27 protein-coding genes are annotated in these 26,475 nt (G+C 74.1%); 10 read left to right on the top strand and 17 right to left on the bottom strand.

Annotated features, from left to right (window positions below; genetic code table 11):
• The first annotated feature begins 233 nt into the window (after positions 1 to 233).
• The 5 genes from nth to AB0J24_RS16995 are packed head-to-tail and all read left to right on the top strand — an operon-like array spanning position 234 to position 4,912.
• Positions 234 to 1,049 (top strand): endonuclease III, encoded by an 816-nt coding sequence (nth, locus tag AB0J24_RS16975; protein WP_358682118.1) that lies wholly within the window; start codon positions 234 to 236, stop codon positions 1,047 to 1,049.
• The gene (locus AB0J24_RS16980; protein WP_358682120.1) at positions 1,046 to 1,711 is read left to right on the top strand and encodes a TlpA disulfide reductase family protein; all 666 of its coding nucleotides are present in this window, start codon (positions 1,046 to 1,048) and stop codon (positions 1,709 to 1,711) included. Before nth ends, AB0J24_RS16980 begins: the two co-directional genes overlap by 4 nt.
• Positions 1,708 to 2,454, top strand: a complete 747-nt coding sequence (locus tag AB0J24_RS16985) for a CoA pyrophosphatase (protein WP_358682123.1) — start codon at positions 1,708 to 1,710, stop codon at positions 2,452 to 2,454. Before AB0J24_RS16980 ends, AB0J24_RS16985 begins: the two co-directional genes overlap by 4 nt.
• The gene (locus AB0J24_RS16990; RefSeq protein ID WP_358682126.1) at positions 2,451 to 3,656 is read left to right on the top strand and encodes a MarP family serine protease; all 1,206 of its coding nucleotides are present in this window, start codon (positions 2,451 to 2,453) and stop codon (positions 3,654 to 3,656) included. The genes AB0J24_RS16985 and AB0J24_RS16990 overlap by 4 nt, the downstream gene beginning before the upstream one ends.
• A gap of 59 nt (positions 3,657 to 3,715) precedes the next feature.
• Positions 3,716 to 4,912, top strand: a complete 1,197-nt coding sequence (locus tag AB0J24_RS16995) for an MFS transporter (RefSeq protein WP_358682129.1) — start codon at positions 3,716 to 3,718, stop codon at positions 4,910 to 4,912.
• 23 nt (positions 4,913 to 4,935) lie between these two features.
• Here AB0J24_RS16995 and AB0J24_RS17000 read toward each other — a convergent pair whose 3' ends face one another.
• Positions 4,936 to 6,210, bottom strand: coding sequence for an adenylosuccinate synthase (locus AB0J24_RS17000; protein WP_358682132.1), 1,275 nt, complete (start codon positions 6,208 to 6,210; stop codon positions 4,936 to 4,938).
• Positions 6,211 to 6,301: 91 nt separating this feature from the next.
• Here AB0J24_RS17000 and AB0J24_RS17005 point away from each other — a divergent pair, with 91 nt between their 5' ends.
• On the top strand, positions 6,302 to 7,003 hold the full coding sequence (locus AB0J24_RS17005; RefSeq protein ID WP_358682135.1) for a hypothetical protein: 702 nt from the start codon (positions 6,302 to 6,304) through the stop codon (positions 7,001 to 7,003).
• A 3-nt stretch (positions 7,004 to 7,006) separates the two neighbouring features.
• On the opposite strand, the gene AB0J24_RS17010 is transcribed toward AB0J24_RS17005, so the two are convergent.
• From AB0J24_RS17010 to fbaA, 4 genes are all read right to left on the bottom strand, one after another.
• Entirely contained in the window at positions 7,007 to 7,687 is a 681-nt protein-coding gene (locus AB0J24_RS17010) for a lysophospholipid acyltransferase family protein (RefSeq protein WP_358682443.1), read from the bottom strand.
• A 172-nt stretch (positions 7,688 to 7,859) separates the two neighbouring features.
• Positions 7,860 to 9,002 (bottom strand): FUSC family protein, encoded by a 1,143-nt coding sequence (locus AB0J24_RS17015; protein ID WP_358682138.1) that lies wholly within the window; start codon positions 9,000 to 9,002, stop codon positions 7,860 to 7,862.
• 46 nt (positions 9,003 to 9,048) lie between these two features.
• Positions 9,049 to 9,462 (bottom strand): DUF3151 domain-containing protein, encoded by a 414-nt coding sequence (locus tag AB0J24_RS17020; protein ID WP_358682141.1) that lies wholly within the window; start codon positions 9,460 to 9,462, stop codon positions 9,049 to 9,051.
• 73 nt (positions 9,463 to 9,535) lie between these two features.
• On the bottom strand, positions 9,536 to 10,564 hold the full coding sequence (gene fbaA / locus AB0J24_RS17025) for a class II fructose-bisphosphate aldolase (RefSeq protein ID WP_358682144.1): 1,029 nt from the start codon (positions 10,562 to 10,564) through the stop codon (positions 9,536 to 9,538).
• A gap of 222 nt (positions 10,565 to 10,786) precedes the next feature.
• On the opposite strand from fbaA, the gene AB0J24_RS17030 reads away from it, so the two are divergent.
• On the top strand, positions 10,787 to 11,464 hold the full coding sequence (locus AB0J24_RS17030; protein ID WP_358682446.1) for a sigma-70 family RNA polymerase sigma factor: 678 nt from the start codon (positions 10,787 to 10,789) through the stop codon (positions 11,462 to 11,464).
• Positions 11,461 to 11,877, top strand: a complete 417-nt coding sequence (locus tag AB0J24_RS17035; RefSeq protein ID WP_358682147.1) for a hypothetical protein — start codon at positions 11,461 to 11,463, stop codon at positions 11,875 to 11,877. Before AB0J24_RS17030 ends, AB0J24_RS17035 begins: the two co-directional genes overlap by 4 nt.
• An 11-nt stretch (positions 11,878 to 11,888) precedes the next feature.
• On the opposite strand, the gene AB0J24_RS17040 is transcribed toward AB0J24_RS17035, so the two are convergent.
• From AB0J24_RS17040 to AB0J24_RS17050, 3 genes are read right to left on the bottom strand one after another with little or no spacing between them, the layout of a single operon-like run.
• The gene (locus tag AB0J24_RS17040) at positions 11,889 to 12,488 is read right to left on the bottom strand and encodes an RNA methyltransferase (RefSeq protein WP_358682150.1); all 600 of its coding nucleotides are present in this window, start codon (positions 12,486 to 12,488) and stop codon (positions 11,889 to 11,891) included.
• 50 nt (positions 12,489 to 12,538) lie between these two features.
• A complete protein-coding gene (pyrE, locus tag AB0J24_RS17045) occupies positions 12,539 to 13,096 on the bottom strand; it encodes an orotate phosphoribosyltransferase (RefSeq protein ID WP_358682153.1) in 558 nt (185 codons plus the stop codon).
• Positions 13,093 to 13,866, bottom strand: coding sequence for an SDR family oxidoreductase (locus tag AB0J24_RS17050; protein WP_358682156.1), 774 nt, complete (start codon positions 13,864 to 13,866; stop codon positions 13,093 to 13,095). The genes pyrE and AB0J24_RS17050 overlap by 4 nt, the downstream gene beginning before the upstream one ends.
• Before the next feature lie 152 nt (positions 13,867 to 14,018).
• On the opposite strand from AB0J24_RS17050, the gene AB0J24_RS17055 reads away from it, so the two are divergent.
• A complete protein-coding gene (locus AB0J24_RS17055; RefSeq protein WP_358682159.1) occupies positions 14,019 to 15,617 on the top strand; it encodes an NAD(P)/FAD-dependent oxidoreductase in 1,599 nt (532 codons plus the stop codon).
• 9 nt (positions 15,618 to 15,626) lie between these two features.
• Here AB0J24_RS17055 and AB0J24_RS17060 read toward each other — a convergent pair whose 3' ends face one another.
• The 8 genes from AB0J24_RS17060 to AB0J24_RS17095 all read right to left on the bottom strand — a co-directional run bounded on the left by AB0J24_RS17060 (position 15,627) and on the right by AB0J24_RS17095 (position 24,090).
• Complete coding sequence (locus AB0J24_RS17060) at positions 15,627 to 16,622, bottom strand: adenosine deaminase (RefSeq protein ID WP_358682162.1); 996 nt, start codon at positions 16,620 to 16,622, stop codon at positions 15,627 to 15,629.
• Positions 16,623 to 16,675: 53 nt separating this feature from the next.
• The gene (locus tag AB0J24_RS17065) at positions 16,676 to 17,944 is read right to left on the bottom strand and encodes an SDR family NAD(P)-dependent oxidoreductase (protein ID WP_358682165.1); all 1,269 of its coding nucleotides are present in this window, start codon (positions 17,942 to 17,944) and stop codon (positions 16,676 to 16,678) included.
• 90 nt (positions 17,945 to 18,034) lie between these two features.
• Positions 18,035 to 18,682, bottom strand: coding sequence for a hypothetical protein (locus tag AB0J24_RS17070; RefSeq protein ID WP_358682168.1), 648 nt, complete (start codon positions 18,680 to 18,682; stop codon positions 18,035 to 18,037).
• A gap of 79 nt (positions 18,683 to 18,761) precedes the next feature.
• On the bottom strand, positions 18,762 to 19,616 hold the full coding sequence (locus AB0J24_RS17075) for a hypothetical protein (protein ID WP_358682171.1): 855 nt from the start codon (positions 19,614 to 19,616) through the stop codon (positions 18,762 to 18,764).
• On the bottom strand, positions 19,613 to 19,930 hold the full coding sequence (locus AB0J24_RS17080) for a type VII secretion target (protein WP_358682174.1): 318 nt from the start codon (positions 19,928 to 19,930) through the stop codon (positions 19,613 to 19,615). The genes AB0J24_RS17075 and AB0J24_RS17080 overlap by 4 nt, the downstream gene beginning before the upstream one ends.
• Positions 19,927 to 20,259, bottom strand: a complete 333-nt coding sequence (locus AB0J24_RS17085; RefSeq protein ID WP_358682177.1) for a YbaB/EbfC family nucleoid-associated protein — start codon at positions 20,257 to 20,259, stop codon at positions 19,927 to 19,929. The genes AB0J24_RS17080 and AB0J24_RS17085 overlap by 4 nt, the downstream gene beginning before the upstream one ends.
• Before the next feature lie 50 nt (positions 20,260 to 20,309).
• A complete protein-coding gene (gene clpB / locus AB0J24_RS17090) occupies positions 20,310 to 22,940 on the bottom strand; it encodes an ATP-dependent chaperone ClpB (protein ID WP_358682181.1) in 2,631 nt (876 codons plus the stop codon).
• A 361-nt stretch (positions 22,941 to 23,301) separates the two neighbouring features.
• Positions 23,302 to 24,090 (bottom strand): pyridoxamine 5'-phosphate oxidase family protein, encoded by a 789-nt coding sequence (locus tag AB0J24_RS17095; RefSeq protein ID WP_358682183.1) that lies wholly within the window; start codon positions 24,088 to 24,090, stop codon positions 23,302 to 23,304.
• A gap of 312 nt (positions 24,091 to 24,402) precedes the next feature.
• Here AB0J24_RS17095 and AB0J24_RS17100 point away from each other — a divergent pair, with 312 nt between their 5' ends.
• Complete coding sequence (locus AB0J24_RS17100; protein ID WP_358682186.1) at positions 24,403 to 25,575, top strand: globin domain-containing protein; 1,173 nt, start codon at positions 24,403 to 24,405, stop codon at positions 25,573 to 25,575.
• A 34-nt stretch (positions 25,576 to 25,609) separates the two neighbouring features.
• Here AB0J24_RS17100 and AB0J24_RS17105 read toward each other — a convergent pair whose 3' ends face one another.
• Positions 25,610 to 26,419, bottom strand: a complete 810-nt coding sequence (locus AB0J24_RS17105; protein ID WP_358682189.1) for a TauD/TfdA family dioxygenase — start codon at positions 26,417 to 26,419, stop codon at positions 25,610 to 25,612.
• Between the last annotated feature and the right edge of the window lie 56 nt (positions 26,420 to 26,475).

The raw sequence follows: 26,475 nt of genomic DNA on the forward strand, positions 1-26,475 counted from the left end.
CCTCCGATCCTCTCCTACTGCATCGTTCGCGGCCGCCCCGGGGGTAGCCGGTGCGGCCGCTTCGTGACACGTTCGTGACCCCGACCGGCGGCCGGGCGGCATTCGGCGGGGATCGGCGACCGTTCGCCGCCGTCCTGCACCGTCGATGGTTACGCCGACCGGACGGACGGGGCCGTGGGCCCGGTCCGCGACACGCCGCACGACGGTCAGGGGTCCCCCGTACGCTCTGTGACGTGAGTACCTCCGCCCGACGGACGGCCCGGCCCACCCGGCGCTCGGCCGCCGGCCTCGCCGCGCGGGTCGCCGCCGGGGAGAGCCCGATCGGGCGGGCCCGGCGGGTGAACCGGATACTGCGCGCACTGGCGCAGGCCTACCCGCACGCGCACTGCGAGCTCGACTTCTCCACACCGCTGGACCTGGCCGTGGCCACGATCCTCTCCGCACAGTGCACCGACGAGCGGGTCAACCAGGTCACCCCCGCGCTGTTCGCGCGCTACCCGACGGCGGCCGACTACGCCGGGGCGGACCGCACCGAGCTGGAGGCCATGATCCGGCCGACCGGCTTCTACCGGAACAAGGCGACCGCGCTGATCGGCCTCGGTGCCGCCGTCGTCGAGCGGCACGGCGGGGAGCTCCCGGCCACGCTGGACGAGCTGGTGACGCTGCCCGGGATCGGCCGTAAGACGGCGAACGTCATCCTGGGCAACGCCTTCGGCGTCCCCGGGATCACCGTGGACACCCACTTCGGGCGACTGGTGCGCCGCTGGGGCTGGACCGCCGAGGAGGATCCGGTCAAGGTCGAGCACGCCGTGGGCGAACTCGTCCCCCGCCGGGACTGGACGATCGTCTCCCATCACGTGATCTTCCACGGGCGGCGGGTGTGCCACTCCCGCAAGCCGGCCTGCGGGGCGTGCACCCTCGCGGCCGACTGCCCCGCCTACGGCACCGGCCCGACCGACCCGGCCGAGGCCGCCGCGCTGGTCAAAGGCCCGGAGCGGGACCGGTTGCTGGAGCTGGCGGGGGTCGCCGGCAGCGGGGACCGGCGGTGAGCCGGGCCGGCGCCACGCGATCGGAGATCGTCTCCACCGCAGTGGTCGCGGTGCTGGTCGCGCTCGGCGTGTGGGCCCTGTGGCCCTCGGCTCCCGCGCCGCAGCCCGTGACCGGTCCGCCGGGTGGCGCCGCACCCGCGAACCTGCCCAGCGGTGACCCGGCCGCCGCCGAGCCGGCCGCGCTCGCCGCCGCCCGCGAGTCCGCCGCGCTGCGCCCCTGCCCGGAGCCGAGCGGTGCGCCGCCGGCCGGGCCGCTGGCCGGGATCACCGTGCCGTGTCTGGGCGCCGAGGGATCCGTCGACGTCGGTGAGGTCCTCGCCGGCCGCGCCGCGCTGGTCAACTTCTGGGCGTCCTGGTGCCTGCCCTGCCGCGAGGAGCTGCCGGCCCTGGAGGAGTACGCGGCACGGCCGGGTGCGCTCCCCGTGCTGACCGTGGACGTCGAGGACGATCCGGTGGCCGCGCTCGGCCTGGCCGCCGAGCTGGGGGTGACCCTCCCGGCGCTGACCGACCCGCGCGGTGAGCTGCGCGCGGTGCTGGGCACGCCGCCGGTGCTCCCGTTCAACTACGTCGTCCGCGCCGACGGCACCCCGGTGATGGTCGACCCGCCGATCCCGTTCCGGACCGCGGACGACGTCGAGGCCGCCGTGGAACGGTTGTCGTGACCGCCACGGTCGTGCCCGAACCGGATCCCGACGCCGCACCGGAACCGCTGAAACCGCTGGTGGAGGGCGCGCTGGGGCTCGACCCGGGTTGGTTCGGCGACCGGCGCGACCCGAGCGGCCGGGAAACCACGGCGCGGCGCGCGGCCGTGCTGATGCTGTTCGGGCCCGACGGACCGGACGTGCTGCTCACCGAACGGGCCGCCACCCTGCGCGCGCACGCCGGGCAGGTCGCGTTCCCGGGGGGTGCGCTGGACCCGGGCGACCCCGGCCCGGTGCACGCGGCGCTGCGCGAGGCGCAGGAGGAGACCGGCCTCGATCCGGCGGGGGTCGTGCCGCTGGCCGTGCTGCCCGATCTGTTCATCCCGCCGACCGGCTATCTCGTGACCCCGGTGCTGGCGCACTGGGCCGCCCCGGCACCGGTCCGGGCGATCGACCCCGCCGAGGTCGCGCGGGTGGTCCGGGTGCCGGTGCCGGAGCTCGCCGACCCGGCGAACCGGTTCACCGTGCGCGGCCCGAGCGGCTACACCGGGCCGGCCTTCCGGATCTCGGGGCTGGTGATCTGGGGTTTCACCGGGGGCCTATTGTCCGCACTGCTGCACTGTTCCGGCTGGGAACGCCCCTGGGACGGCACGCGGATCGAGAACCTCGACGAGGCCTGGGCGAACGCCCGGGCGGAGCAGCGACACCCGCGAGGAGTACCAGTGACCGACCCCGCCGACCGTCCCGACGAGGTGGGCCGGTGAGCCTGAGCTGGGTCGACGTCGTGGTCGTCATCCTGGCACTGCTGGCGGCGGCATCGGGCTGGCGGCACGGGGTCGCCGTCGCGCTGCTGTCGTTCCTCGGGGTGCTGACGGGGGCGGTGCTGGGCCTGCGCCTGGCGCCGCTGCTCGCCGAGCAGGTGGAGTCACAACCGGCGAAGGTGCTGCTCGGGATCGGCGCGGTGGTGCTGCTCGTCGCGCTCGGCGAGGCGACCGGGGTCTACCTGGGCCGCTTCGTCCGGGACCGGATCCGCCGCGAGGGCACCCTCAAGGTCGACTCGGCGCTCGGTGCCGGGGTGCAGGCGGTGGCCGTGGTGGTGGCCGCGTGGTTGATCGCGCTGCCGCTGGCCTCGACCAGCCTTGCCACCCTGACCAGTGGGGTCCGCGACTCGCGGGTGCTGGCCGGGGTGGACAGCGTGATGCCGGACGCCGCGCGCCGGCTGCCCGCCGAGCTGCGCCAGATCCTCGACGACTCCGGCTTCCCCGACGTCGTCAGCCCGTTCACGCGTACCCCGATCGCCGTGGTCGGCCCACCGGACGCCACGCTCGCCCGGTCCCCGGTCGTGACCGAGGTGCGGGACCGGGTGCTCAAGGTCCGCGGTCGGGCCCCCGCCTGCCGTCGCGCACTGGAGGGCACCGGTTTCGTGGTCGCCCCGCAGCGGATCATGACCAACGCGCACGTCGTCGCGGGCACGTCCAGCACGACCGTGGAGGTCACAACCGCGTCCGGCCGCACCCGCCAGCTGGACGCGGAGGTGATCCACTACGACCCCGAGGTGGACGTCGCCGTGCTGGACGTGCCCGCGCTGGAGGAGGAGCCGCTCCGGTTCACCCCGGACCCGGCGCGGGTCGGCGACGACGTGATCATTCTCGGCTACCCGCTGGACGGGCCCTACACGGTGACACCGGGCAAGGTCCGCGAGCGGATCCGGCTGCGCGGACCGGACATCTACGAGCAGGGCAGCGTGCTCCGCGACGTCTACACGGTCCGCGCGGTGGTCCGCTCCGGCAACTCCGGTGGCCCGATGATCAACCCGGACGGCCAGGTCGTCGGTGTGGTGTTCGGCGCCGCGCTGGACGACTCGGAGACCGGTTTCGTGCTGACCGCCGAGCAGGTCGCGCAGGCGCTCGGCGTCGCCGCCGGCAGCGGCTCGCAGCCGGTCGGCACCGGGGAGTGCGCCTCCTGAGATATCCCAACCAGTGGGAGAGATTCGCCACCTGCTGAGACGGACCCTAGCGTGGAGGGGTGCCCTCCGACGTGACCCGCAGCCGTCGTCGCTGGCTCGTGCTCGCGGTCGGGGTGGCCGCGCAGACCGCGGCCTGCTCGTTCGTCTACGGCATGCCGTTCCTGGTCCCGCTGCTGCGTGACTCGGCCGGCCTGACGCTGGCACAGGCCGGCGCGTTCGTCGGGGCGCCCACGGCCGGCCTGCTGTGCACGCTGGTGCTGTGGGGGGCGCTCGCCGACCGGCACGGCGAGCGGGGGGTGATGAGCGCCGGGCTGCTGCTGTGCGCGCTCGCCGTCGCCGGGGCCGCACTGGCGCAGGCACCGCCCGGTCCGCTGCTGCTGGTGCTGCTCGGGCTCGGCGGGGCCGGTGCCGCATCGGTGTTCGCGGCCAGCGGGCGGATGGTCATGGGCTGGTTCGGTGCCCACGAGCGGGGCGCCGCGATGGGGATCCGTCAGACCGCGCAACCGCTCGGTGTCGCCCTGGCCGGGCTGGCACTGCCCACCCTCGCCGGGGTCGTCGGACCGTTCCGGTCGCTGCTGCTCCCTGCGGTGCTGTGCGTGCTGACGGCGGTCCTGGTGCTCCTCCTCGCCCCCGACCCGCCCCGGCCGGCGCGGGTCCCCGGGGCGGCGCCGGTCCGCTCGCCGTACCGCACCCCGGTGCTGTGGCGGGTGCACGCTGCGAGCGCGCTGCTGGTCGTCCCCCAGTTCGCGGTCGCCGCGTTCGCCACCGAGTACCTGGTCCGCGAGCAGGGCTGGCACGTCACCGCGGCCGGTGCGTTCGTCGCCGCGAGCCAGGTGGCAGGGGCGATCGGACGGATCGTGACCGGGATCTGGTCGGACCGGGTCGGATCGCGGCTGCGCCCGATGCGCCGGATCGCCGCCGGTGCGACGGCCGTGCTGCTGCTGTTCGCGCTCGGCGACGCGGTCGCGGGATGGCTCGCGGTGGCGATGCTGGCCGTCGGCGCGGTCGTCACCGTCGCACCGAACGGGCTGGCGTTCACCAGCACCGCCGAACTCGCCGGGCCGGCGTGGTCGGGGCGGGCGCTGGGCCTGCAGAACACCGGGCAGAACGCCGTCGCCTCGATGGTGCCAGCCGCGCTCGGCGCGCTGGTCGGCGCGACCGGCTACGGCGTCGGGTTCGCGCTCGCCGCGCTCGCCCCGCTGGCCGCCATCGGGGTGACCCCGGTGTCCGGTGAGCGCAGCTCGCCGCCGAGCTGATCCCCGCCGGTGCCGGGCAGGGCTCAGCGCGTGATGGTCTGCTCCCGCCCGGGGCCGACGCCGATCGCGGAGACCGGGGCGCCGATGAGCTCCTCGATCCGCAGCACGTAGGCCTGGGCCGCGGCCGGCAGCTCCTCCCAGGTGCGGGCAGCGGAGAGGTCCTCGAACCAGCCGGGCATCTCCTCGTACACCGGGACGGCGTGGTGGAAGCCGGTCTGGGTCATCGGCATCTCGTCGACCCGGTGGCCGTCGACCTCGTAGCCGACGCAGATCGGCACCGTCTCCAGCCCGGACAGCACGTCCAGCTTGGTGAGGAAGACGTCGGTGATCCCGTTGACGCGCACGGCGTAGCGGCCGATCACGGCGTCGAACCAGCCGCAGCGGCGGGCCCGGCCGGTGTTCACCCCGACCTCGCCACCGGTCTTGCGCAGCCAGTCGCCCATCTCGTCGAGCAGCTCGGTCGGGAACGGACCGGAGCCGACGCGGGTGGTGTAGGCCTTCAGGATGCCGATCACCCGGGTGATCTTGTTCGGGCCGATGCCGGAACCGACGGACGCGCCACCGGCGGTCGGGTTCGAGCTGGTCACGAACGGATAGGTGCCGTGGTCGACGTCGAGCAGGGTGCCCTGCGACCCCTCCAGCAGCAACGTCTCGCCGCGCTCCAGCGCCTCGTTCAGCAACAGCCGGGTGTCGACGATCTTGTCGGCGAACTCCTTGGACTGCTCCAGGACCGTGTCGACGACCTCGTTGAAGTCGAGCGCGCGCCGGTTGTAGACCTTGACCAGGATCTGGTTCTTCAGCTCGAGGGCCGCCTCCACCTTCTGGTGCAGGATCTTCTCGTCGAGCAGGTCCGCCGCGCGGACACCGACCCGGGCGACCTTGTCCTGGTAGGCGGGGCCGATGCCGCGGCCGGTCGTGCCGATCTTGGCCTTGCCGAGGTAACGCTCGGTGACCCGGTCGATCGCCACGTGGTAGGGCATGATCAGGTGCGCGTCGGCCGAGATCAGCAGGCCGGAGGTGTCCACGCCGCGGCGCTCCAGCCCGGCCTTCTCCTCGATCAGCGCCTCGGGGTTGACCACCACGCCGTTGCCGATGACGTTCTTCACGCCCGGCGAGAGGATCCCGGACGGGATGAGCTTGAGCGCGAAGTCGCGCCCGTCCGGCGTGACGACGGTGTGACCGGCGTTGTTGCCGCCCTGGTAGCGGACGACCCAGCCGAACTGTCCGCCCAGCAGGTCCGTCGCCTTGCCCTTGCCCTCGTCGCCCCACTGGGCGCCGATCAACACGATTGCGGGCATGTAAGAGACTCCAGTTCACACACGCTCGTCACGGCCGCGGACCCGGGCGTGGTTACCGGATTCCGCGGCGAGGAGGGTACTCGATCAAGTGGTGTCGACCGATCCCGAAGCGGTACTGCTCGTCTGCGCTCCGCAGCGCCGCCGTGGTGCGTTCTACGGTATCCGGCCCGCCGGGCGCCGGGAACGGGTACCGGCGTCACTCGCGTCCGATCCCGCGGTGCGCTCGGTCACCGTCGGCCCGCGGCCCGGCCGGGCGGAGGTCGATCCGCTGCTCGCCGAGCACCCGGGCGCCCGGCTGATCGTGCACGGTGAGGACGCCGACCTGGCCGCGGTGCTGGTCCGGCTCCTGCGGGCGGGGGAGCTCGGCACCGAGGTCGCCTACCTGCCGGTGTCGCGCCGCTCCGCGGCCGCCCGCTGCTGGGGGTTCCCGGTGTCACCCGCCGAGGCCGCCGCCCTGGCCCGGTCCGGGAAGCCCCGGCCGGAACCGCTGGTGCGCGACGACAACGGCGGGGTGCTGGTCGGCCGCGGTGAGTTCCGCGACCTGCACGGCGAGGCCTACTGCGACGCGACCCGGGTGTTCCACGGCCGGGTCCCGGCGCTCGTCGTCGAGGCGGGGCCGGCCGGGGTGCGGGTCCGCGGCGGGCGCGGCGTGACCGCGGCGGCCGGACGGGCGATCCAGATCGGCTCCACCGGCTCGACACCCGTCCGCGACGGCGAGCCGTACCCGCGGGCCGTCCGGCGCTGGGCCTGGTACGAGCACACCGAGCCCTGGCACCCGGTGCTGCCTGCCTGACGGTCAGGCGGCGGCGGGCAGCGACTGGTCGGGACGCCGGTGGTAGGAGTCGACGTAGGTCTGACCGGACAGGTCCGCGATGGCGTCCATGATCTCGTCGGTGACCGCACGGCGGATGGCGGCCGAGCCCTCCAGCCCCTCGTAGCGGCTGAACTCCAGCGGTGCCCCGAACCGGATCTCCACCCGGGCCAGGCGCGGGAACACCCGGCCCACCGGCTGCACCCGCTCCGTCCCGCGCAGCCCCACCGGGACCACGACCGCGCCGGTGGCCAGCGCCAGGCTGGCCACCCCGGTGTGCCCGCGGTGCAGCCTGCCGTCCAGCGAGCGGGTGCCCTCCGGGTAGATCCCGAAGACGCCGCCCGCCCGCAGCACGTCGCGCCCCGCGGCCAGCGCGGCGAGCCCGGCACGGGCGTTCCCCCGGTCGACCGGGATGTAGCCGAGCGCGCGCAGGAAGGACGCCATCAGGCGGCCGCGCACGCCGCGGCCGGTGAAGTACTCGGCCTTGCCCAGGAACGCCACCCGGCGGGCCGCGACGAGCGGGATGAAGGCGGTGTCGACGGCGGCGCGGTGGTTCGCGGCGAGGATCACCGGTCCGTGGGCCGGGATCCGGTCCGCGCCGTGCACCGCGGGCCGCCACAGCAGGCGGACGAGGGGGGCGAGGACGTAGCGGATGAGCAACTGCACGTGGCGGACCCCGATCACTGGGCGACGCTCGCAGTGCGGGCATCGGTGCGGTCGACGGCGACAACGACGGCAACGGCGGCACCACACCGTGCTGGGGGACGAACCGCCCCGGCGCCGAGCAGCGCTGATTCTGCTCCGTGACCGTACCGTGACGGAACCCCCCTTCCCCCGATCAGCCCAAGTCGGCGTCCGGGATCCGGTCACGGAGCGCGTGCAGCGCCTCGGCCCGGCTCATGCCGGTCGCCTGCAGCAGGTCGAGCGCGATCGACCGGACCTGGGCGACGAGCACCGGGACCGAGACCGCGGGCGTGCCCTCCCGCGGGCCGGTCGTGGCCGACGGATCGGCCAGTACCGGGGACCGCCCGACGGCGTCGAGGAACGCAGGCCGGGCGCGCTCCCGGTCCCCGTCCTGACCGAGCTCGCGGATCAACGCGCCGACGGCCGCGGCCAGCTCGGTGATCGCCTCGGGCAGCTCCTCCGGGACGTGCTCGTGGTCCTCCAGCGCGGCGAGGGTCCGGCGGGCGAGCACCCGCGCGTTGCGGTGCGCGTAGTCGGCGCGGTCGGTGAGCTCCCGGTAGCGGCGCAGCATCCGCCGGCGGGGCCGGTGCAGCGGTGACACGGCGGCCACCTCGCCGGCCGCCCCGACCGCGGTCCGCAGCTCGTCGATCGCGGTCTGGGTGTCGCGGGCCCTGCGCAACGCCCTGGCGGCGGACTCCCGGTCGTTCCGGCGCAGTGCGGAGGCGACGTCGGTCAGGACCGTGACCAGGTCGTCGAGCACCCGGCGGGCCGAGCGCCGGACGAACCGGATCGGGTTCACCGGGATCACGGCCGCGACCAGGATCCCGGCGAGGCCGCCGACCAGCGCGTCCACGCAGCGGTCGATGCCGCCGCTGTCACCCGGTGGCAGCAGTGTCGTCACCAGTACCGCGGACGCACCTGCCTGCGCGACGATCAGGTTGCCGCCGTCGAAGAAGGTGGCGAGGGTGATCGCCAGCGCGACGACCAGCATCAGCTGCCAGACGCCGCTGCCGATCTCGGCGATGATCAGGTCCCCGACGAGCACGCCGAGGCTCACGCCGACGACCAGCTCGGCGGCCCGGCGCAACCGCGAGTTCAGCGAGACGCCGAGGCTGATCACCGCGGCGATCGGCGCGAAGAACGGCCGGACGTGGCCGAGCAGGTCACCCGCCACCCACAGGGCCAGCCCGGCGGCGACCGCGCACTGCAGGATCGGCAGCCAGGACGCCCGCACCCGGCGCGCACCACGCCGCCCGCGCGCCCGCACCCGGGCCAGCGGCCCCGTCGTGCCCGTCACGCCCGGTCCCCCGGCGCGGGGGCCTCCGGCACCGGAACGGCCCCTCTCAGTCGATGCCGAGCGCGGCGAGCGCAGCCGGGTCGGAGTCGGCGATCAGCGTGCGCAACCGCTCGACCTCGGCGGTCTCGTCGATCGCGGCCGCGGCACGCAGCAGCGCCCCGCAGGAGCGCAGATAGCCGCGGTTCGGCTCGTGCGACCACGGCACCGGACCGAATCCCTTCCAGCCGTTGCGGCGCAGCTGGTCGAGCGCGCGGTGGTAGCCGGTGCGGGCGTAGGCGTACGCGGCGACGGTCTCCCCGGACTGCAGCGCCCGCTCGGCCAGCACCGCCCAGGCGATGCTCGACGACGGATGGGCCGCGGCCACCGCGGCCGGGTCGGCACCACCGTCCAGCTCGGCGGCGGCGGGGTCCACCGGCAGGCGGGTGTCGTCGGGCTCGAGCAGGTTGCCGTGCAGACTCATGCCGCCATTGTGGCGCCGCACGGCCGGCCACGGGTCGCCGGGGCCGGGGCCCCGACGACCCGGCGCCCGGATCTCAGAGGGCCTTCCCGGCGGACCTGAGCGCCTCGCACGCCTCGATCACGCGCTCGCTCATCGCGACCTCGGCCTTCTTCAGGTACGACCGCGGGTCGTAGGCCTTCTTGTTGCCGACCTCGCCGTCGACCTTGAGGACACCGTCGTAGTTCTCGAACATGTGCGCCGCGATCGGGCGGGTGAACGCGTACTGGGTGTCGGTGTCGACGTTCATCTTGACGACGCCGTAGCTCAGCGCCTCGTGGATCTCCTCGAGCAGCGAACCGGAACCTCCGTGGAAGACGAGGTCGAACGGCTTGTCCGCGGCGCCGGCGCCGAGCTTGCCGCGGGCGACCTCCTGGCCCTGCTTGAGGATCTCCGGACGGAGCTTCACGTTGCCCGGCTTGTAGACGCCGTGCACGTTGCCGAAGGTCGCCGCGAGCAGGTAACGGCCCTTCTCGCCGGCACCGAGCACCTCGACGGTGCGCTCGTAGTCACCGGGGGCGGTGTAGAGCTTGTCGTTGATGTCGTTGGCGACGCCGTCCTCCTCGCCACCGACGACGCCGATCTCGACCTCCAGGATGATCTTCGCCTTGGCCGCCTCGTCGAGCAGCTCGGCGGCGATCGCGAGGTTCTCCTCCAGCTCCACCGCGGAGCCGTCCCACATGTGCGACTGGAACAGCGGGTCACGGCCCTCGGCGACCCGCTCCTGGCTGATCTTCAGCAGCGGGCGGACGAAGCCGTCCAGCTTGTCCTTCGGGCAGTGGTCGGTGTGCAGGGCGATGTTCACCGGGTACTTCTCGGCCACGACGTGGGCGAACTCGGCGAGGCCGACCGAGCCGGTCACCATGTCCTTGACCCGGGTACCGGAGAGGAACTCCGCGCCGCCGGTCGAGACCTGGACGATCCCGTCCGACCCCGCCTCGGCGAACCCGCGCAGCGCCGCGTTCAGCGTCTCCGTGCTGGTCACGTTGATCGCCGGGTAGGCGAACTCGCCGCTCTTGGCGTTGTCCAGCATCTGGTTGTAGATCTCGGGCGTGGCGATCGGCACGGGTGGCCTCCTCGTCATCGGGAACTCATCGGGGTCACGGCTCGGTGCAGCACGTGCTCTCCGGGTCAGTATCACCTACCCGCTTCACCCCGACCGCCCCGTACGGGCAGTGATCCGCTCGGACCCGCTCGTGACCCGCCGGACGGGCCTGGTCGCCCCCTCCGGCGGCCCGGGAGGGCGAGCCCGCGGACCGTGTCGGAGGTGGTCGCTAGGCTGTTGAGTGTGGAGGAGGAGCGGGCCGAGAACGCCGTCGACCGGACGCTGGGCCGGTTGCGCGCCATCGACAGCAGACCGGCGCCCGAGGGCAGCGGTCCGTTCGCGACCGTTCCGGACGGCCCGGGCGGGTCCGGCGGGCAGCAGCAGGTGCCCGCCGAGGAGAAGCCGCTCACCCTGGCCGATCTCTACCGTGACCACCGGCTGCGGCTGATGCGGCTGGCGATGCTCCTGGTCGACATCCCGGCCACCGCGGAGGACGTGGTGCAGGAGGCGTTCACCGGCCTGCACCGGCACTGGACCGGGTTGCGCGACGAGACGGCCGCCGTGGCCTACCTGCGCGCCGCCGTGGTGAACGGCTCCCGTTCGGTGCTGCGCCGGCGCCGCACCGCCCGCGAGTACGTGCCGCCGCACGCGGCGAACGCCCGGTCGGCGGAGTCGCTGGCGATGCTGTCCGCCGAACACCAGTCGGTGGTGGACGCGCTGGCCCTGCTGCCGCCACGCCAGCGTGAGGTGCTGGTGCTGCGCTACTACGGCGGCCTGACCGAGTCCGAGATCGCCGAGGCCGCCGGGATGAGCCGCGGCACCGTGAAGTCGACGGCCAGCCGGGCGCTCGACGCGGTCGCCCGCATCATGGAGGAGCGCGCCGGCGCACCCGTGCCGCGCCGTCCGGAGGAGCCGCGATGACCGGGCCGCAGAACACGGCGCACGACCCGTACCGTGACACCGCGCACGACCCGTACCGTGACACTGCGCACGACCCGTACCGCGACGAGGCCGAGCGCCGGGTCGGCGAGGCGCTGCACGCGCAGGCCCGTGGCCGTCCGATGCCCCCGCCCCGCCCGGCCGGCCCACCACCGGCCCCGCCCCGCGGTCCGGGCCGGGTCCCGCCGCCCGTCGCGCCCCGCCCGGTGCCGCCCCAGCAGCACCGGCCGGCGGTGGCGCCGGTCGCGTCCGCACGCCCGGCGCCGGACAACCGGGCGGTGCGGGTCCAGATCCTGTGGGCCGCCCTGATCGCGCTGCTCGTCGGTGCACTGCTGGGCGGCGGCATCGCACTCGTGTCCGTGCTGCTGCCGGGGGCGCTGCCCGCGCTGGGCTGAGACCGGTCCGGTCACCAGGCGTCGGACAGGTCGGCGTGACGCCGGACCCAGGAGTGCATGACGATCCCCGCGGCCACCCCGGCGTTGATCGACCGGGTGGAGCCGAACTGGGCGATCGAGACGGCGAGATCGGCGGCGTCCCGGATCTCCTGCGAGAGCCCCGGCCCCTCGGAGCCGAACAGCAGCACGCAGTCGCGGGGCAGCTCGGTCTCCTCCAGCCGCGTCGCGCCGGGCAGGTTGTCCACGGCGACCAGCGCGAGCCCGCGCTCCCGGGCGAACCCGACGAGACCGGCCGCCTCGGGGTGGTGGTGCACCGTCAGGTAGCGGTCGGTGACCATCGCACCGCGCCGGTTCCAGCGCCGTCGTCCGACGATGTGCACCCCGCCGGCGCCGAACGCGTTCGCCGTGCGGACGACGGTGCCGATGTTGTGGTCGTGCCCGAGGTTCTCGATCGCGACGTGGAACGGGTGGGCCCTGGCCGCCAGGTCCGCGGCGACGGCCTCGCGCCGCCAGTACCGGTAGGCGTCGACGACGTTGCGCCGGTCGCCGTGTTCGAGCAGCTCCGGGTCCCACCGGTCACCGTCGGGCCACGGCCCCGCCCAGGGCCCCACGCCCACCTGCCCCGGCACCGTCCACTCGCTCGGCCCGGGTTCGGACCGGCTCACCCCAGCTGCAGGTCCGCCAGCCCCAGCAGCGCCCGGTACGGCACTCCCTCGGCCTCGACGGCCTGCCGCGCCCCGGTGTCCCGGTCGACGACCGTGCACACCCCGACGATGTCGGCGCCGGCGTCGCGCACCGACCGGACCGCGGTGAGCACGGACCCGCCGGTGGTCGAGGTGTCCTCGACGACCAGCACCGACCGGCCTGCGATGTCCGGGCCCTCGATGAGCCGCTGCAGACCGTGCCGCTTGGTCTCCTTGCGCACCACGAACGCGTCCACCGGCGCGGCGTCCGGCTCCTGCGCGGCGGCGTGCAGCACCGCGGTGGCGACCGGGTCGGCCCCGAGCGTCAGCCCCCCGACGGAGCTGTAGGCCCAGTCCGCGGTCAGCGCCCGCAGCAGGCTGCCGATCAGCGGCGCCGCCTCGTGGTGCAGCGTCACCCGGCGAAGGTCGACGTAGTAGTCGGCCTCCGCACCGGAGGACAGCGTCACCCGCTCGTGCACGACGGCGATCTCCCGCACCAGGGCGGCCAGCCGGGCCCGGTCGGCGTGCGCGCTCACGTGCGGTCCCGGTCGAAACTCGCCGTGATCCGTCGCAGGACGCCGCGGGGGAGCACCCCGACCAGCCCGACGATCGCCTTGTACTGCCTCGAGGGCACCGACACCACCCGTCCCCTGTCCAGATCCGCGAGGGCCTCGTCGACGACCTGCGAGGCCTCCAGCCAGAGCGGCCCGCGCCGGGCGCCGACATCGATCCCGGCGCGGGCGTGGAACTCCGTACGTACGTACCCGGGGCACAGCGCCATCGCGCGCACCCCGGTGCCCTGCAACGACGCCGCGACCCCCTCGGTGAACGAGATGACCCACGCCTTGTCCGCCGGGTAGCTCGATCCGACCCCGGCGAGGAACCCGGCGACGCTCGCCACGTTCACCACGGCGCCGGCGCCCCGGTCGACCATGCCGGGCAGCACCGCGCGGGTCAGCTCCAGCACGCTCGCCACGTTGACCTGGAGCTGACGGGTCAGATCGGCGGGTTCGCTGGCCAGGAACGACGTGGCGAGCCCGAGACCGGCGTTGTTGACGAGCAGGTCGACGGGCGCGACGTCCGGGTCGGCCAGCCGCCGGACCACCCGCAGCCGCTCCTGCGCGTCGGCCAGGTCGGCCGACAGCACCTCGACCGCGACGCCGAGGTCGCGGTACCGGTTCGCGGCGGACTGCAGGCGGTCGGCGTCGCGGGCCACGAGGACGAGGTCCCGGCCGTCCGCGGCGAGGCGGTCGGCGAAGGCGGCCCCGATACCCGACGACGCGCCCGTGATCATGACGGAGGGCACCGGGCAACCCTAGTCCGTGGCACCCGCGATCATGCAGCGCGAGGTGGCTACCGATCGGTAGATATGACCCCGGCGACAATGACGCGGTGTAACGCCGTGAGACGGACCGCTCTCGCGTGCCCGACCGTTACGGAGCCTTTACCGTCGTGGGTATGACGTCCGAGGCGCCGCCGCTGCAGCGACCGGCCGATCCGTCCTCGCCGGACGCCGGCGGGCTTCCGACCGGAGCATCACCCCGGCACTCACGGGTCGCCGTCATCGGCGCGGGCTTCACCGGTCTGGCGGTCGGGCTGGCACTGCTGCGCCGCGGCGTGCACGACTTCGTCCTGCTGGAGCGGGCCGACGACGTCGGCGGGGTGTGGCGGGACAACACCTACCCCGGCGTCGGCGTCGACACCCCTTCCCCGCTCTACCAGCTCCGGGCCATCACCAATCCCGGCTGGTCGGAGCTGTACGCGCCCGGGCACGAGGTGCAGGACTACGCGCGCAGGCTCGCCCGGTCCACCGGACTGTCCCAGCACGTCCGGTTCGGGGCCGACGTGCACTCCGCGCAGTGGGACGACGACGCAGGCCACTGGCGGATCGACACGCCGCTCGGCGGGTTCACCGCCGACGTCCTGGTCAGCGCCGCCGGCCTGGTCGCCGACCCGAAGCTGCCCGACGTACCCGGCCTGGCCGGGTTCGACGGCCCGGTCTTCCACTCGGCCCGCTGGGACCACTCGGTCGATCTCGGCGGGAAGCGGGTCGCCGTGGTGGGGACCGGGGCCACCGCCGTCCAGCTCGTCCCGGAGCTGCAGCCCCACGTCGCCGAGCTGCACGTCCTGCAGCGCTCCCCGGCCTGGATCATGCCGAAACCGGAGAACCCGGTCGGCCGGTGGACCCGGCGCGCACTGGCCGCCAGCCCGACCCTGAGCAAGATGCAGTTCGACCTGATCTACGCCGGCGCGGAGCTGCTCGCGTCGACCCGGCGGTCCCGGTTGTTGCGCGAGGCGCTGACCAGGGTCGGCAGGAGGCACCTGGCCACGCAGGTCCCGGACCCGGAGCTGCGCGCCCGGTTGACCCCGAGTTTCGACTACGCCTGCAAGCGCCCGCTGGTGTCGAACACCTACCTGCCCGCGATCAGCGCGCCGAACTGCACCCTGCACACCGGCGGACTGGTGCGGGTCGAGGGCCGCACCCTCGTCTCCGGGGACGGCACCCGCGCCGAGGTGGACGCGGTCGTCCTGACCACCGGCTTCCAGGTCGGCGCCAGCGCGCCGATCGCGCGCCGGCTACGCGATGCACGCGGCCGCTCGCTGCACGACCGCTGGGACGGCAATCCGCGCGCCTACCTGGGGATGACCTGCCCGGACTTCCCGAACCTGTTCCTCATGCAGGGCCCGAACGCCACCAGCGGGGCCAGCTCCACGCTGCTGTTCTCCGAGGCACAGGCCCGCTACGTCGCGGACGCGGTCTGCCGGATGGCCGACGAGGGCATCCGGTCCGTCGACGTCCGGCCGGAGGTCGAGCAGCGCTGGACCGCCCAGGTCCGCAGGCGGTCCGCCCGCACCGTCTACGAGACCGGTGGCTGCTCCAGCTACTACCAGAACGACGAGGGCGTCAACGTCGTGATGTGGCCGGCCAACACCGCGGAGTACCAGCTGCGGACGCGGCGGTTCCGGCTCTCGCCGTTCCACGCGCAGCGCGGCCGGACCGGTGCGGGGCGGCCGCTGGAGCCGCTGCGCCCGGTACGGCTGGCCGCGACGGCCTGATCCCGGCGGTCAACCCCGCCAGGCCGCGACCTCGGCGAGCAGCGCGTCCCGGGTGCCGGCATCGACGAAGGACGCCTCCATCGAGTTCGCGGCGAGGGCCCGCAGCGCATCGGCCGACAGGCCCAGACCGTCCCGGGCCGCGGCGTAGTTCCGGTCGGCGTACCCGCCGAAGTACGCCGGGTCGTCGGAGTGCACGGACACCTTCAGCCCGGCGGCGAGCATCTCGGGCAGCGGGTGCAGGCCGATGCCGGGGACGCAGCCCAGGCGCACGTTCGACAGTGGGCAGACGGTCAACGGGGTGCCGTCGCGGCGCAGCCGCGCGACCAGGTCGTCGTCCTCGATCGCCCGGATGCCGTGGTCCACCCGCAGCACGCCGAGCTCGTCGAGCGCCTCCCGGACGTAGTCGGCCGGGCCCTCCTCGCCGGCGTGCGCCACCGGTTTGAGCCCCAGGCCCCGGGCCCGGGCGAAGACCTCGGTGAACGTCGACGGCGGGTGCCCGACCTCGGCGGAGTCCAGGCCGACGCCGATGACCCGGTCCAGGTACGGCTCGGCGGCCCGCAGCGTGTCCAGCGCCTCGGACACCGGGCGGTCACGCAGGAAGCAGAGGATCAACCCGGCCGACACGGTCCCGGCGTGCTCGGTGATCGCGTCGGTGAGCCCGCCGATCACGTCCCCGATCGGGATCCCCCTGATGGTGTGCGCCTGCGGATCGAAGAACATCTCGACGTGCCGGACCCCCTCACCGGGGCAACGCCGCAGGTACGCCGACGCCAGCTCCGCGAAGTCGTCCCGGGTGCGCAGCACGACCATGTTGGCGTAGTACACGTCGAGGAACGACTGCAGGTCGGTGAACTCGTAGCGGGACCGCAGGTCCTCGACGTCGCGGTAGGGCAGCGCGACGTCGTTGCGGTCGGCGAGCTCGAGGACCGTCTCCGGTTCGAGGGTGCCCTCGATGTGCAGGTGCAGCTCCGCCTTCGGCAGCGGTGGGGTCCCCGTCGTCGTCATCCGGCGATCATCCCGGCCCGGCGGGGTGCCTGCCACCCCGCCGGGACACCGGGTCAGCTGCCGGTGACGGTGACCGTGAGATGCGCCGAGTCGATCCGGCGACGCGCGCGGTTACGGGCCGCGGCGGCCGCGCGGGCACGCTGCTCGGGGGTCCGCAGCGATCCGGCGACGTAGTGGTCGGACCGACCGCAGCCGGGCGCCGCGCCGACCGAGCGGCCGGCGCCGGGCCGCGCGGGCAGGTCCGGCAGCCGCGACGGGGTGTGCAGCGGCGGCGCGGCAGCGGCCCGGTCGCACCCGGGGGCGGGGGCGGGACGGCGCGGACGCGCGGGCGCCGTCGTCGCCTCCCGGTCCGCCGGGGCGACCCGGGCCGTCGTGACTCCGCCGCAGGCCGGGACCTCCCGGGCCGACTGCCGGACGTCCCCGCACGCCGGGGCGGCCGGGGTACCCGGTGCACCGGCCGGCATCAACGGCTCGCGGGTGGCGTCGGAGACGAGCTGGGCGCCGCGGCGGGCCGCGCGCAGGCCGGCGGACACCGCGCGCCGGGGCAGCTCCAGCAGGGCCGCTCCGGGCGTGGCCGCGCCCACCTGCCCGGCCGGGCCGTCACCGTCGAGCGCGGACTCGGCGGCCCGCTCGGTGCGGACGGTGACCGCCCGTACCCCCGTGCCCTCCAGCGTGGCGGCCAGGCCGGCGGTGAAGGCGAGCGCCCAGGCGGTCGCCGGGTCGTCGTCCGGCCCGGGTGGGGCGCCGATTGCGATCACCGTGCCGGAGCCGCAGCGCAGCATGCCGGGCAGTGCGGCGTGGGTCAGCCGCATCGTCGCGGTGACACCCAGGTCGATCCGCGTCTGCTGCTCGTCGACGGCCCCGGGTACGGCGGTCCGGGGTACAGCGGTCCCGGGGTGTCCCGGCGCCGTGCCGTGCACCGGACGCTCGTGCGCCCAGACACCGCGAGCCGCAGCCTCGTGCTGCGGGGCCCCGAGCTGCGGGACCCCGTGCTGCTGGACGCCGTGCTGCTGGACCCCGAGCTGCGGGACCCCGTGCTGCGGGACGCCGTGCTGTGCGATGTCGTGCACGAGGACCTCGAGTGCGGGGGCGCCCGGTCCGCCGAGCAACGCCTCGATCCGGAACAGCCCGTGCCGGGTCGCGAGATCGGCGACGAGGCCGTCGGCGCGGACGCCGTACCGGGCGGTGAGCGCCCGCGCCGTCACGTGCAGCCGCTCGGGGTCCCGGCCGACGAGGATCAGATCGTGTCCGCGGGAGGCCAACCGGTCGGCCAGTACCGCGCCGATCCCGGAGCCACCGCCGGTGATGAGTGCCAGAGCCACCCGAAAAGGGTATCGAGACCCGATCGGGCTAGCACAATCGGGTGGTCACTTCCCGTGTCCGTTGATCTACGCTACGTATATACGGCCTGATCAGGACTCGATCGCGGGGCGCTTGGCGTGCATCCCCTCTTCGAGTGCCGTCGCCACCTCGGCGAGATCGGCGAGCAGATCCTGCATCCGGTCGGCGGAGATGCCGACCGGCGCCGCTGCGAGCACCCAGGCGTCCTCGGCCCAGAGCAGCTCGACGTCCTCACCGACCGCGTCGCTGGCGTCGGCCAGCCGCGGAGTGAGCAGGGGGCGCACGGCCTCGGCGTCACTCACGAAGGCGTAGCGTTCGCCGACCGGCTCCAACAGGTCCAGGCCGGCATCGTCGGGGAGCGGGGCGGAGGGCAGCCGCAGCTCGACGGCGGCCGGCAGCGACTGCTGGACCTGGACCGCGCACAGCACGGAGCTGATCCGCCCGGCCTGCTCGTGGTCGAACGCGTGCGCCCGGCGCGGCCCGTCCGGCGTCGGGACGTCGCCGGACACCAGGTTGCGGGCGACACCCGGCCCGCCCTGGTGGATCGTCCCGTAACGCCAGCGGCTGGGCAGCACCGGATCGGAGTCCAGGTACTCCCACTCGCGCATCGACGCCCACCGCTTCCGGTCGCGCGTGGCGCCGCCACGGAACCGGTCGAAGACCAGCAGACCGACGCCGACGACGATCGCGACGACTGCGATGACGAACCAGACCGACATGCCGCGGAGCGTAGTCCCGATCCGGGTGCCGAGGTGGTAGCGCCACGGCCCGGACGTGCACCTTCCGGGTGCCGCTGGTTCATCCGGGCGCCGGTGGGTCCCCACCGTCGTCGGACCCCGCCCCGGCCGCCCGGGCGGCGGCCTCCTGCTTCCCGTACTCCAGGACGGTGTCCTGGACGAGCCCGACCCCCTCGGTGGCCTCCGGCCCGCGCAGGGCCCCGGGGAGCAGGCCGGTGCGCATGGTGTCCTCCAGGCGCCCCATCACCGCACCGGCCTCGCGGAGCTTCGTGGCCAGGTCCTCGATCCTGCGGGCGATCGTGGCGGCGGTGTCGGCGACCTGCAGGAGGATCGAGCCGACGACCAGTGGTGCCGTCGTCCCCGCGGTCGCGAGCGCCGTCACCCCGGCCGTGACCGCGGTCGTGATCAACCGGACCACGAGCTCGGCGATGAGGTCGCGGACGATCGACCGTTCGGTGCCGACCATCGACGCGGAGCCGAGAACCAGCTCCGACACCTCCCGCGCTGCGGTGGACATCGCCCGCAGGGCCTCCTGGTTCCCGGTCACCGCCCGCCCGAATCCGGCCGCCGCCGCGCCCTCCCAGCCCCCGGCGTCGGCACGCAGCCCGTCGAGTGCCGTGGCCGCCGTGCCGAGATCGACCGAGATCCGCTGCCAGTCCTCGGCGCGGGCGGTGATCTGCACCGGGTCCCCGCACAACTCGTCGAGCGGGATCCGCAACCATTCGACGTGCTCCATCAGCCACCCGAGGCCGGCCGCGCCCAGCTCGCCGACCGGGTCCGCGACGAAGGCCAGGGCGTCGAGCCCGGCCACGATCCCGGTGAACGCGACGCCGGCCGCGTCCTGTTCGGAGATCGCGGTCCTCACGTCGTCGAACGAGGAGAGCAGCCCCGCCCCGTCCAGCGACGGCGCGGTCATCGCAGCCCCGCCACGTCGACGCCCGTGAGTTCCAGGGCGACCCGCAGGTCGGTCTCGCGGTAGCCGGTCGCGGCCTCGTCGGTGGCCCGGGACAGCGCGCGCAGCGCGCTCCCCAGCTCATCCAGGGCGTCGGCCCCGGCCCGCATCGCCGCAGTGGCGTCGGCGGAGAACAGGCTGCCGATCGCGCCGTAGGCGTCGGTGTCCAGCTCGGTCGACGACGGCCGCATCGCCGCGACGCCCTCGGCGAGATCACGCAACCGGCCGGCCTGCGCGCCGACGACGTCCGGATCGACGCGGAACCCGGCGGCGGTCATCGCCCGCGCCCGGAGGTCAGCGGCTCCATGATCTTCTCGATCTGCCCGGCGACGTCGGCGGCGGCCTCACCGGCGAGCCGCAGCACCGTCTCGGCGAGCCGGGGCCGGGGCATGTCGTCGGCCCGCACACCGAAGGTCAGACCGGTCATGTGGCCGGACCCGTCGACGGTGACGGCGACCGCACCGTCGCGGGTGCGCGCGGTCGCCGTCACCGTCGCGATCCGGGCCCGGGCCGCTTCGGCCCGGGCCCGGATGTGCTCGACGCGCTCGCGGTACTCGTCGAGCCAGGTTCCCGCCGGTGGGACGGCGGAGGGATGTGGACGCTCCATGCGCTCCGACGATGCCGGTCACCGTCGGAGCGCACGGACGAGTCCGCGGATCAGTTCGCGATCGCGACCGGATCCGCCCCGGTGGGAGCCCGCCCGACGACCAGCCCGCCGGTCCCGCCGGACCCCGCCGGGTCCAGGTCGACCCGCACGGTGTCGCCCTCCCGGATCGATCCGGCGAGCAGCTCGCGGGCGAGCTGGTCGCCGATCGAGGACTGCACCAGCCTGCGCAGTGGGCGCGCCCCGTAGACCGGGTCGAAACCGTTGAGCGCCAACCACTCGCGGGCCGCGTCGGTGACGTCGAGCGTCAGCCGGCGCTTCGCGAGCCTGCGCTCCAGCACCCCGACCTGGATGTCGACGATGTGGGTCAGCTCGTCGGTCGAGAGGGCCCGGAAGACCACGACGTCGTCGAGCCGGTTCAGGAACTCCGGCTTGAAGTGCGCCCGGACCACCGACATCACCGCGTCGGTGCGCGCCTTCTCGTCGAGCGAGGGATCGGCGATGGCCTGGCTGCCCAGGTTCGAGGTCAGCACCAGGATGGTGTTGCGGAAGTCCACCGTGCGGCCCTGGCCGTCGGTGAGCCGGCCGTCGTCGAGCACCTGCAGCAGGGTGTCGAAGACGTCCGGGTGGGCCTTCTCCACCTCGTCGAACAGCACGACCGAGTACGGGCGCCGCCGCACCGCCTCGGTGAGCTGTCCGCCCTGGTCGTAGCCGACGTAGCCGGGCGGGGCGCCGACCAGGCGGGCGACGCTGTGCTTCTCGCTGTACTCGCTCATGTCGATGCGGACCATCGCCCGCTCGTCGTCGAACAGGAACTCGGCGAGCGCCTTCGCCAGCTCGGTCTTGCCGACACCGGTGGGGCCGAGGAACAGGAACGAGCCGGTCGGCCGGTTCTCGTCGGCGACCCCCGCCCTGGCCCGGCGCACCGCGTCGGAGACGACCCGGACGGCCTGCTCCTGACCGACCACACGCCGGCCCAGCTCGTCCTCCATCCGGAGCAGCTTCGCCGTCTCGCCCTCCAGCATCCGGCCGGCGGGCACGCCGGTCCACGAGCTGACGACGTCGGCGACGTCGTCCGGACCGACCTCCTCCTTGAGCATGACGTCGTCCTGCCGCTCGACGACGGCGGTCTTCTCGGCCAGCTCCTTCTCCAGCGCCGGGATGCGCCCGTAGCGCAGCTCCGCGGCCCGGCCCAGGTCGCCGTCGCGTTCGGCCCGCTCGGACTCGCCGCGCAGCTGCTCGAGCTGCTCCTTGAGCTCACGGGTCGCCTCGATGGCCCCCTTCTCGTTCTGCCAGCGAGCGGTCAGCGCGGCGAGCTCCTCGCGCTTCTCGGCCAGCTCGGCGCGCAGCGCGACCAGCCGGTCGGCGGAGGCGGCGTCGGACTCCTTCTCCAGCGCCATCTCCTCGATCTCCAGCCGGCGGACGGCCCGCTCCACGGTGTCGATCTCCACCGGGCGCGAGTCGATCTCCATCCGGAGCCGGGACGCGGCCTCGTCGACCAGGTCGATCGCCTTGTCCGGCAGGAACCGGGCGGTGATGTAGCGGTCCGACAGGGTGGCCGCGGCGACCAGCGCGGCGTCGGTGATCCGGACGCCGTGGTGCACCTCGTAGCGCTCCTTCAGACCGCGCAGGATCCCGACCGTGTCCTCCACGCTCGGCTCACCGACCAGCACCTGCTGGAACCGGCGCTCCAGCGCCGGGTCCTTCTCGATGTGCTGGCGGTACTCGTCGAGCGTGGTGGCCCCGACCATCCGCAGCTCGCCGCGGGCGAGCATCGGCTTGATCATGTTCCCGGCGTCCATCGCTCCCTCGCCGGAAGCGCCCGCGCCGACGATCGTGTGCAGCTCGTCGATGAAGGTGATCACCTCACCGGCCGAGTCGGTGATCTCCTTGAGGACGGCCTTGAGCCGCTCCTCGAACTCACCGCGGTACTTCGCGCCGGCGACCATCGATCCCAGGTCGAGCGCGATGACCCGCTTGTTGCGCAGCGACTCGGGGACGTCGCCGGCCACGATCCGCTGGGCGAGGCCCTCCACGATCGCGGTCTTGCCGACGCCCGGCTCACCGATCAGCACGGGGTTGTTCTTGGTGCGCCGGGACAGCACCTGCACGACGCGGCGGATCTCGGTGTCCCGGCCGATCACCGGGTCGAGGTCGCCGTCGCGGGCGCGCGCGGTGAGGTCCTGGCCGTACTTCTCCAGGGCCTGGTAGCTGCTCTCCGGGTCCGGGCTGGTCACCCTGGCCGAGCCGCGGACCTTTCCGAACGCCTCACGCAGGGCCTCCGGTGTGGCGCCGTGGCGCTGCAGCAGCTGCGCCACCGGCCCGCCGGACCGGGCGAGCCCGACGAGCAGGTGCTCGGTGGAGACGTACTCGTCGCCCATCTCGGTGGCGAGCTGCTGCGCCGCGGTGATCGCGGCGAGCGCGTCCCGGGAGAGCTGCGGTGCGCTCACCGCGGCCCCGGACGCCGAGGGCAGCCGGTTCCCGAGCCCGGTCAGCTCGGCGCGGACGGCGTCGGCGTCGGCGCCGACCGCCGCCAGCAGCGGGGCAGCGATGCCGTCGCCCTGGGCGAGCAGTGCGCCGAGCAGGTGGGTGGGGCCGACGTCGGGGTTACCGGCCAGCGTCGCGGCCTGGACGGCTGCGGAGATGGCCTGCTGGGTACGGGTGGTGGGGTTGAAGGAGTCCATGCTCCGCGGTCCTCCCGGTCCTTCGCTTGGGTCTGTGATTGCGGGGAGCGGCACCCCGGGCCGCCTGTCGCACAGTCTGGCGGGGGGTGCGTCTCTCGACATCTTCAACGGCAGGAAAGTTGAGTCTGTTCCGCTCAGGGCGAGGTTTTCTCGGGCGGTTCTCGGAGCACGTCCGGCGGGCCGGGCGGACCGCCCCGGACGCGCCACGGCACCGGTCCGGGACGAAGCCGGACCGGCCGGGAGAGGAGGGGCGCGCGGCGGGCTGCACCCGGGCGGGCAGCGCAAGGCCGGCCGGGCAGGTAGGGGCCGGGGCCGGACGGGCGGAGGCGCGTGCGACCCGGTCGGCCGGCGGATCCGACGCTCAGCGAGCGGACGGACGCCCGCGCAGCGCGCGGGCGGATCCCCCGCCGAGGTGCGTGGTGCTGGGGAAACGGCGTCGGGGCGGGCGGGGCACCCGCTGCGGCGTCCCCTTCGCCCCGAAGAAGTCACCGCCTTTGCGGGCCGGATCGTCGGTACCCCACTCCCGCCGCTGGGTCACCCGCTCCATCCGAGGGATGTGCTTGCGACAGTGGATGTAGGCCTCCTCCACCTCCACGACCACCCAGCGTTCGGCGCGCCGGCCCACGTTCCGGTCGCGGGCCTGCCCGGGAAAGGCGGTGACGAAGGCGTCGTCGTCCATCACCCGGGCCCGCCCGTTCACGTGCAGGCCGATCAACGAGTCGGTGAAGTCGACCATGAGCAGGCCGATGTGCGGGTTCTCGACGAGGTTGCCGAGGCTCGCGTACACACCGTTACCCCGGTACTCGGGGTAGGCGAGGGTGTACTCGTCGAGCACGCGGATGAAACCGGGCGGCCCGGCACGCAGCGAGCTGTCGCACTCGCCGTGCGCGTCGGCCGTCGCGACGAACGCCATCTCCATCCGCCCGATGAACTCCACCATCCGCGGGAGCAACCGGTCCCGGAGCTGGTCGCCGTAGAAGCGGTCGGCCCTCCCGACGCTGCCCAGCTCGTCCTGCAGGGTGTGCTCCCCGTCCGAGCCCGGCCGATGATCAGCGTGCTCGACGGCGCGCACGTCGGTCGTGGGGCGCTCGTCGACGGTCGTGGGGCGCTCACGACCGGGGAGCACCGGGGCGGGGGTTCGCAGCGGCACGGGTACAACCGTGCCATCCGGCACGCCCGGGAACAAACGTCCACCGGGACACCCGGGAACTACGCCACGTCCGCATTCCGGCACGCGGGCGCTATCCTGGCCGCGGCGCCACCCACGCCATGACGAGTGACCGCCGTCCCCGAACGGATGATTCGCAACCGTGTGTACTTGCCCGCTGCCGCACAGTGAGCTACCTGCGGTGCGCCGTTCCGCCGGACGGAAGCGCTCGCGTACCCTAACCGCCGGTACGCGGCCATCGATGTCCGGTGTCACCGCGGCACGGAGCACGACCGAGGAGAGTGTCCGCCAGGCATGACTGCTGACCAGCTGATCGCCGGCGACGTCGCCCCGCGGCGGCGCCCCGCTTCGGAGGCGGACCGCACGGTCGAACTCATCCGGAACAGCTTCGCCCTCGTCGAGCCGCAGGCCGAGGAGCTGGGCAAGCACTTCTACGCGACCCTGTTCGGCCGCGCACCGGAGACCCGCGACCTGTTCCCGGTGAACATGGAGGTGCAGCGGAGCCGGTTGCTGCGGGCACTCGTGCACGTCGTCCAGATGGTCGACCAGCCCGACGACCTGGTGCCCTTCCTGCAGCAGCTCGGGCGGGACCACCGCAAGTTCGGTGTGCTCTCCCAGCACTACGACGCGGTCGGCCACGCGCTGCTCTCCGCGATCGCCACCTTCGCCGGTGACAACTGGACCCCGGACGTCGAGCGGGCCTGGACCGGTGCCTACGGGATCGTCGCCGACGCGATGCAGCAGGCCGCCGCAGCCGAGCGCGGCCCGGCGTCCTGGCTGGGCCGGGTCGTCGACCACCGCAGGATCGGCTGGGACCTGGCCGTCGTCACCGTCGCGACCGACCAGCCGGTGCCCTACCAGGCGGGTCAGTACCTGTCGGTGGAGACCCCGCACCGTCCACGGCTGTGGCGCTACCTGTCGCCCGCGAACTCGCCCCGCCCGGACGGGGTGATCGAGTTCCACGTGCGCGCGGTGGAGAACGGCTGGGTCAGCCGGGCGATCGTGGCGCACAGCCGGGTCGGCGAGACCTGGCGGATCGGCCCGCCGATGGGCCGGATGGCCGTGCCGCACAACAGCGGTCGCGAGCTGCTGATGATCGCCGGCGGCACCGGCGTCGCCCCGATGAAGGCGCTGCTCGACGAGGTGCGGCAGCGTCCGCGCCCGCCCCGCACGCAGGTGTTCGTCGGCGGGCGGACCTGGGAGGACCTCTACGACTTCACGGCCCTGCGCAAGCTGTCCTACAGCTTCCCGTGGCTGGACGTCATCCCGGTCGTCGAGCACGAGGACGAACCGTCGGGCGCCGAGACCGGGACCCTCGCCGACGTCGTGACCCGGTTCGGGGCCTGGAGCGACCACGACGTCCTGGTCTGCGGCTCGCCGGCGATGATCCGCTCCACCGTCTCCCGGATGCTGGTCGCCGGTACGCCGCTGGACCGGATCACCTACGACCCGTTCACGATGGACTGAGCGTGTGCGGGCGCGGTGCCGCCCGCACACGCGATCAGAACGCCTCGGTGGTCCGGACCGACAGCACGTGCAGGGTGCGGGAGCCGGTGAAGGCGTCCCGCCCGTGCAGGTACCGGTAGTTGTCCAGGATCAGCAGGTCACCGGCGTCCAGCCGGAACCGGGGCGCCGCGTCGAACGCGGTCGCGAGCAGGTCGGAGTACTCCTCGATCCGGGCTAGGTGCGCGTCCCACTCCGGTTCGCGGGGCACCGGCAGCGCGTAGTCGCTGGCCCGTACGGCGCGCCGGCCACCGCGGGTGTACTCGACCATCCGGCGCAGCAGCGGCACCGGCGGTACGCCCCGCGGCGGATTCACCCGGCTGCCGAAGAAGTCGACGTCGTGGCCGGTCAGGAACCGGTGCAGACCCGGGTGCTCGGCCGCCAGCCGGTCGACCAGGGCGTACCCGTCGACGAGCACCGAGTCACCGCCGAGCGGCGCCGGTGCCGAACAGTGCATGAGCAGGTAGTCCTCGTCCGGGTCGCGCAGGCGCACGGTGCGGCCGTGCACGTCGGCCTCGAGGTGGGCGCCGTCGTTGTGCAGGCCCAGCACCGGTGAGTCGGTGCCACCCTGCGGCCGGATCCCGAAGAGTTCGCGCAACCGCCCGCCGAGGACCGTGGCCGCCGCGACGACCAGGGTCTCCGGATCCGGCCCGGCGTCCGGGACACGGACCGCGCCGTCCGCCTCCAGCACGGCGCGGGCGTCGGCGAGCGGCACCGCGCGGGGCACGACGCCGGTGCCGTCCACCAGGTCCTTCAGCTCGGGCCGGAGCTCGCCCCGGCGCCTCCCGTCGGTACCGGTCTCCGCCACGATGGCCTCCGTTCGTGCCCCACAGATGCTGTCGCACCAGTCTGGCAGGAACGAGC

Source organism: Pseudonocardia sp. NPDC049635, assembly GCF_040659795.1.
In the GTDB taxonomy this organism is placed as follows: Bacteria; Actinomycetota; Actinomycetes; order Mycobacteriales; family Pseudonocardiaceae; genus Pseudonocardia.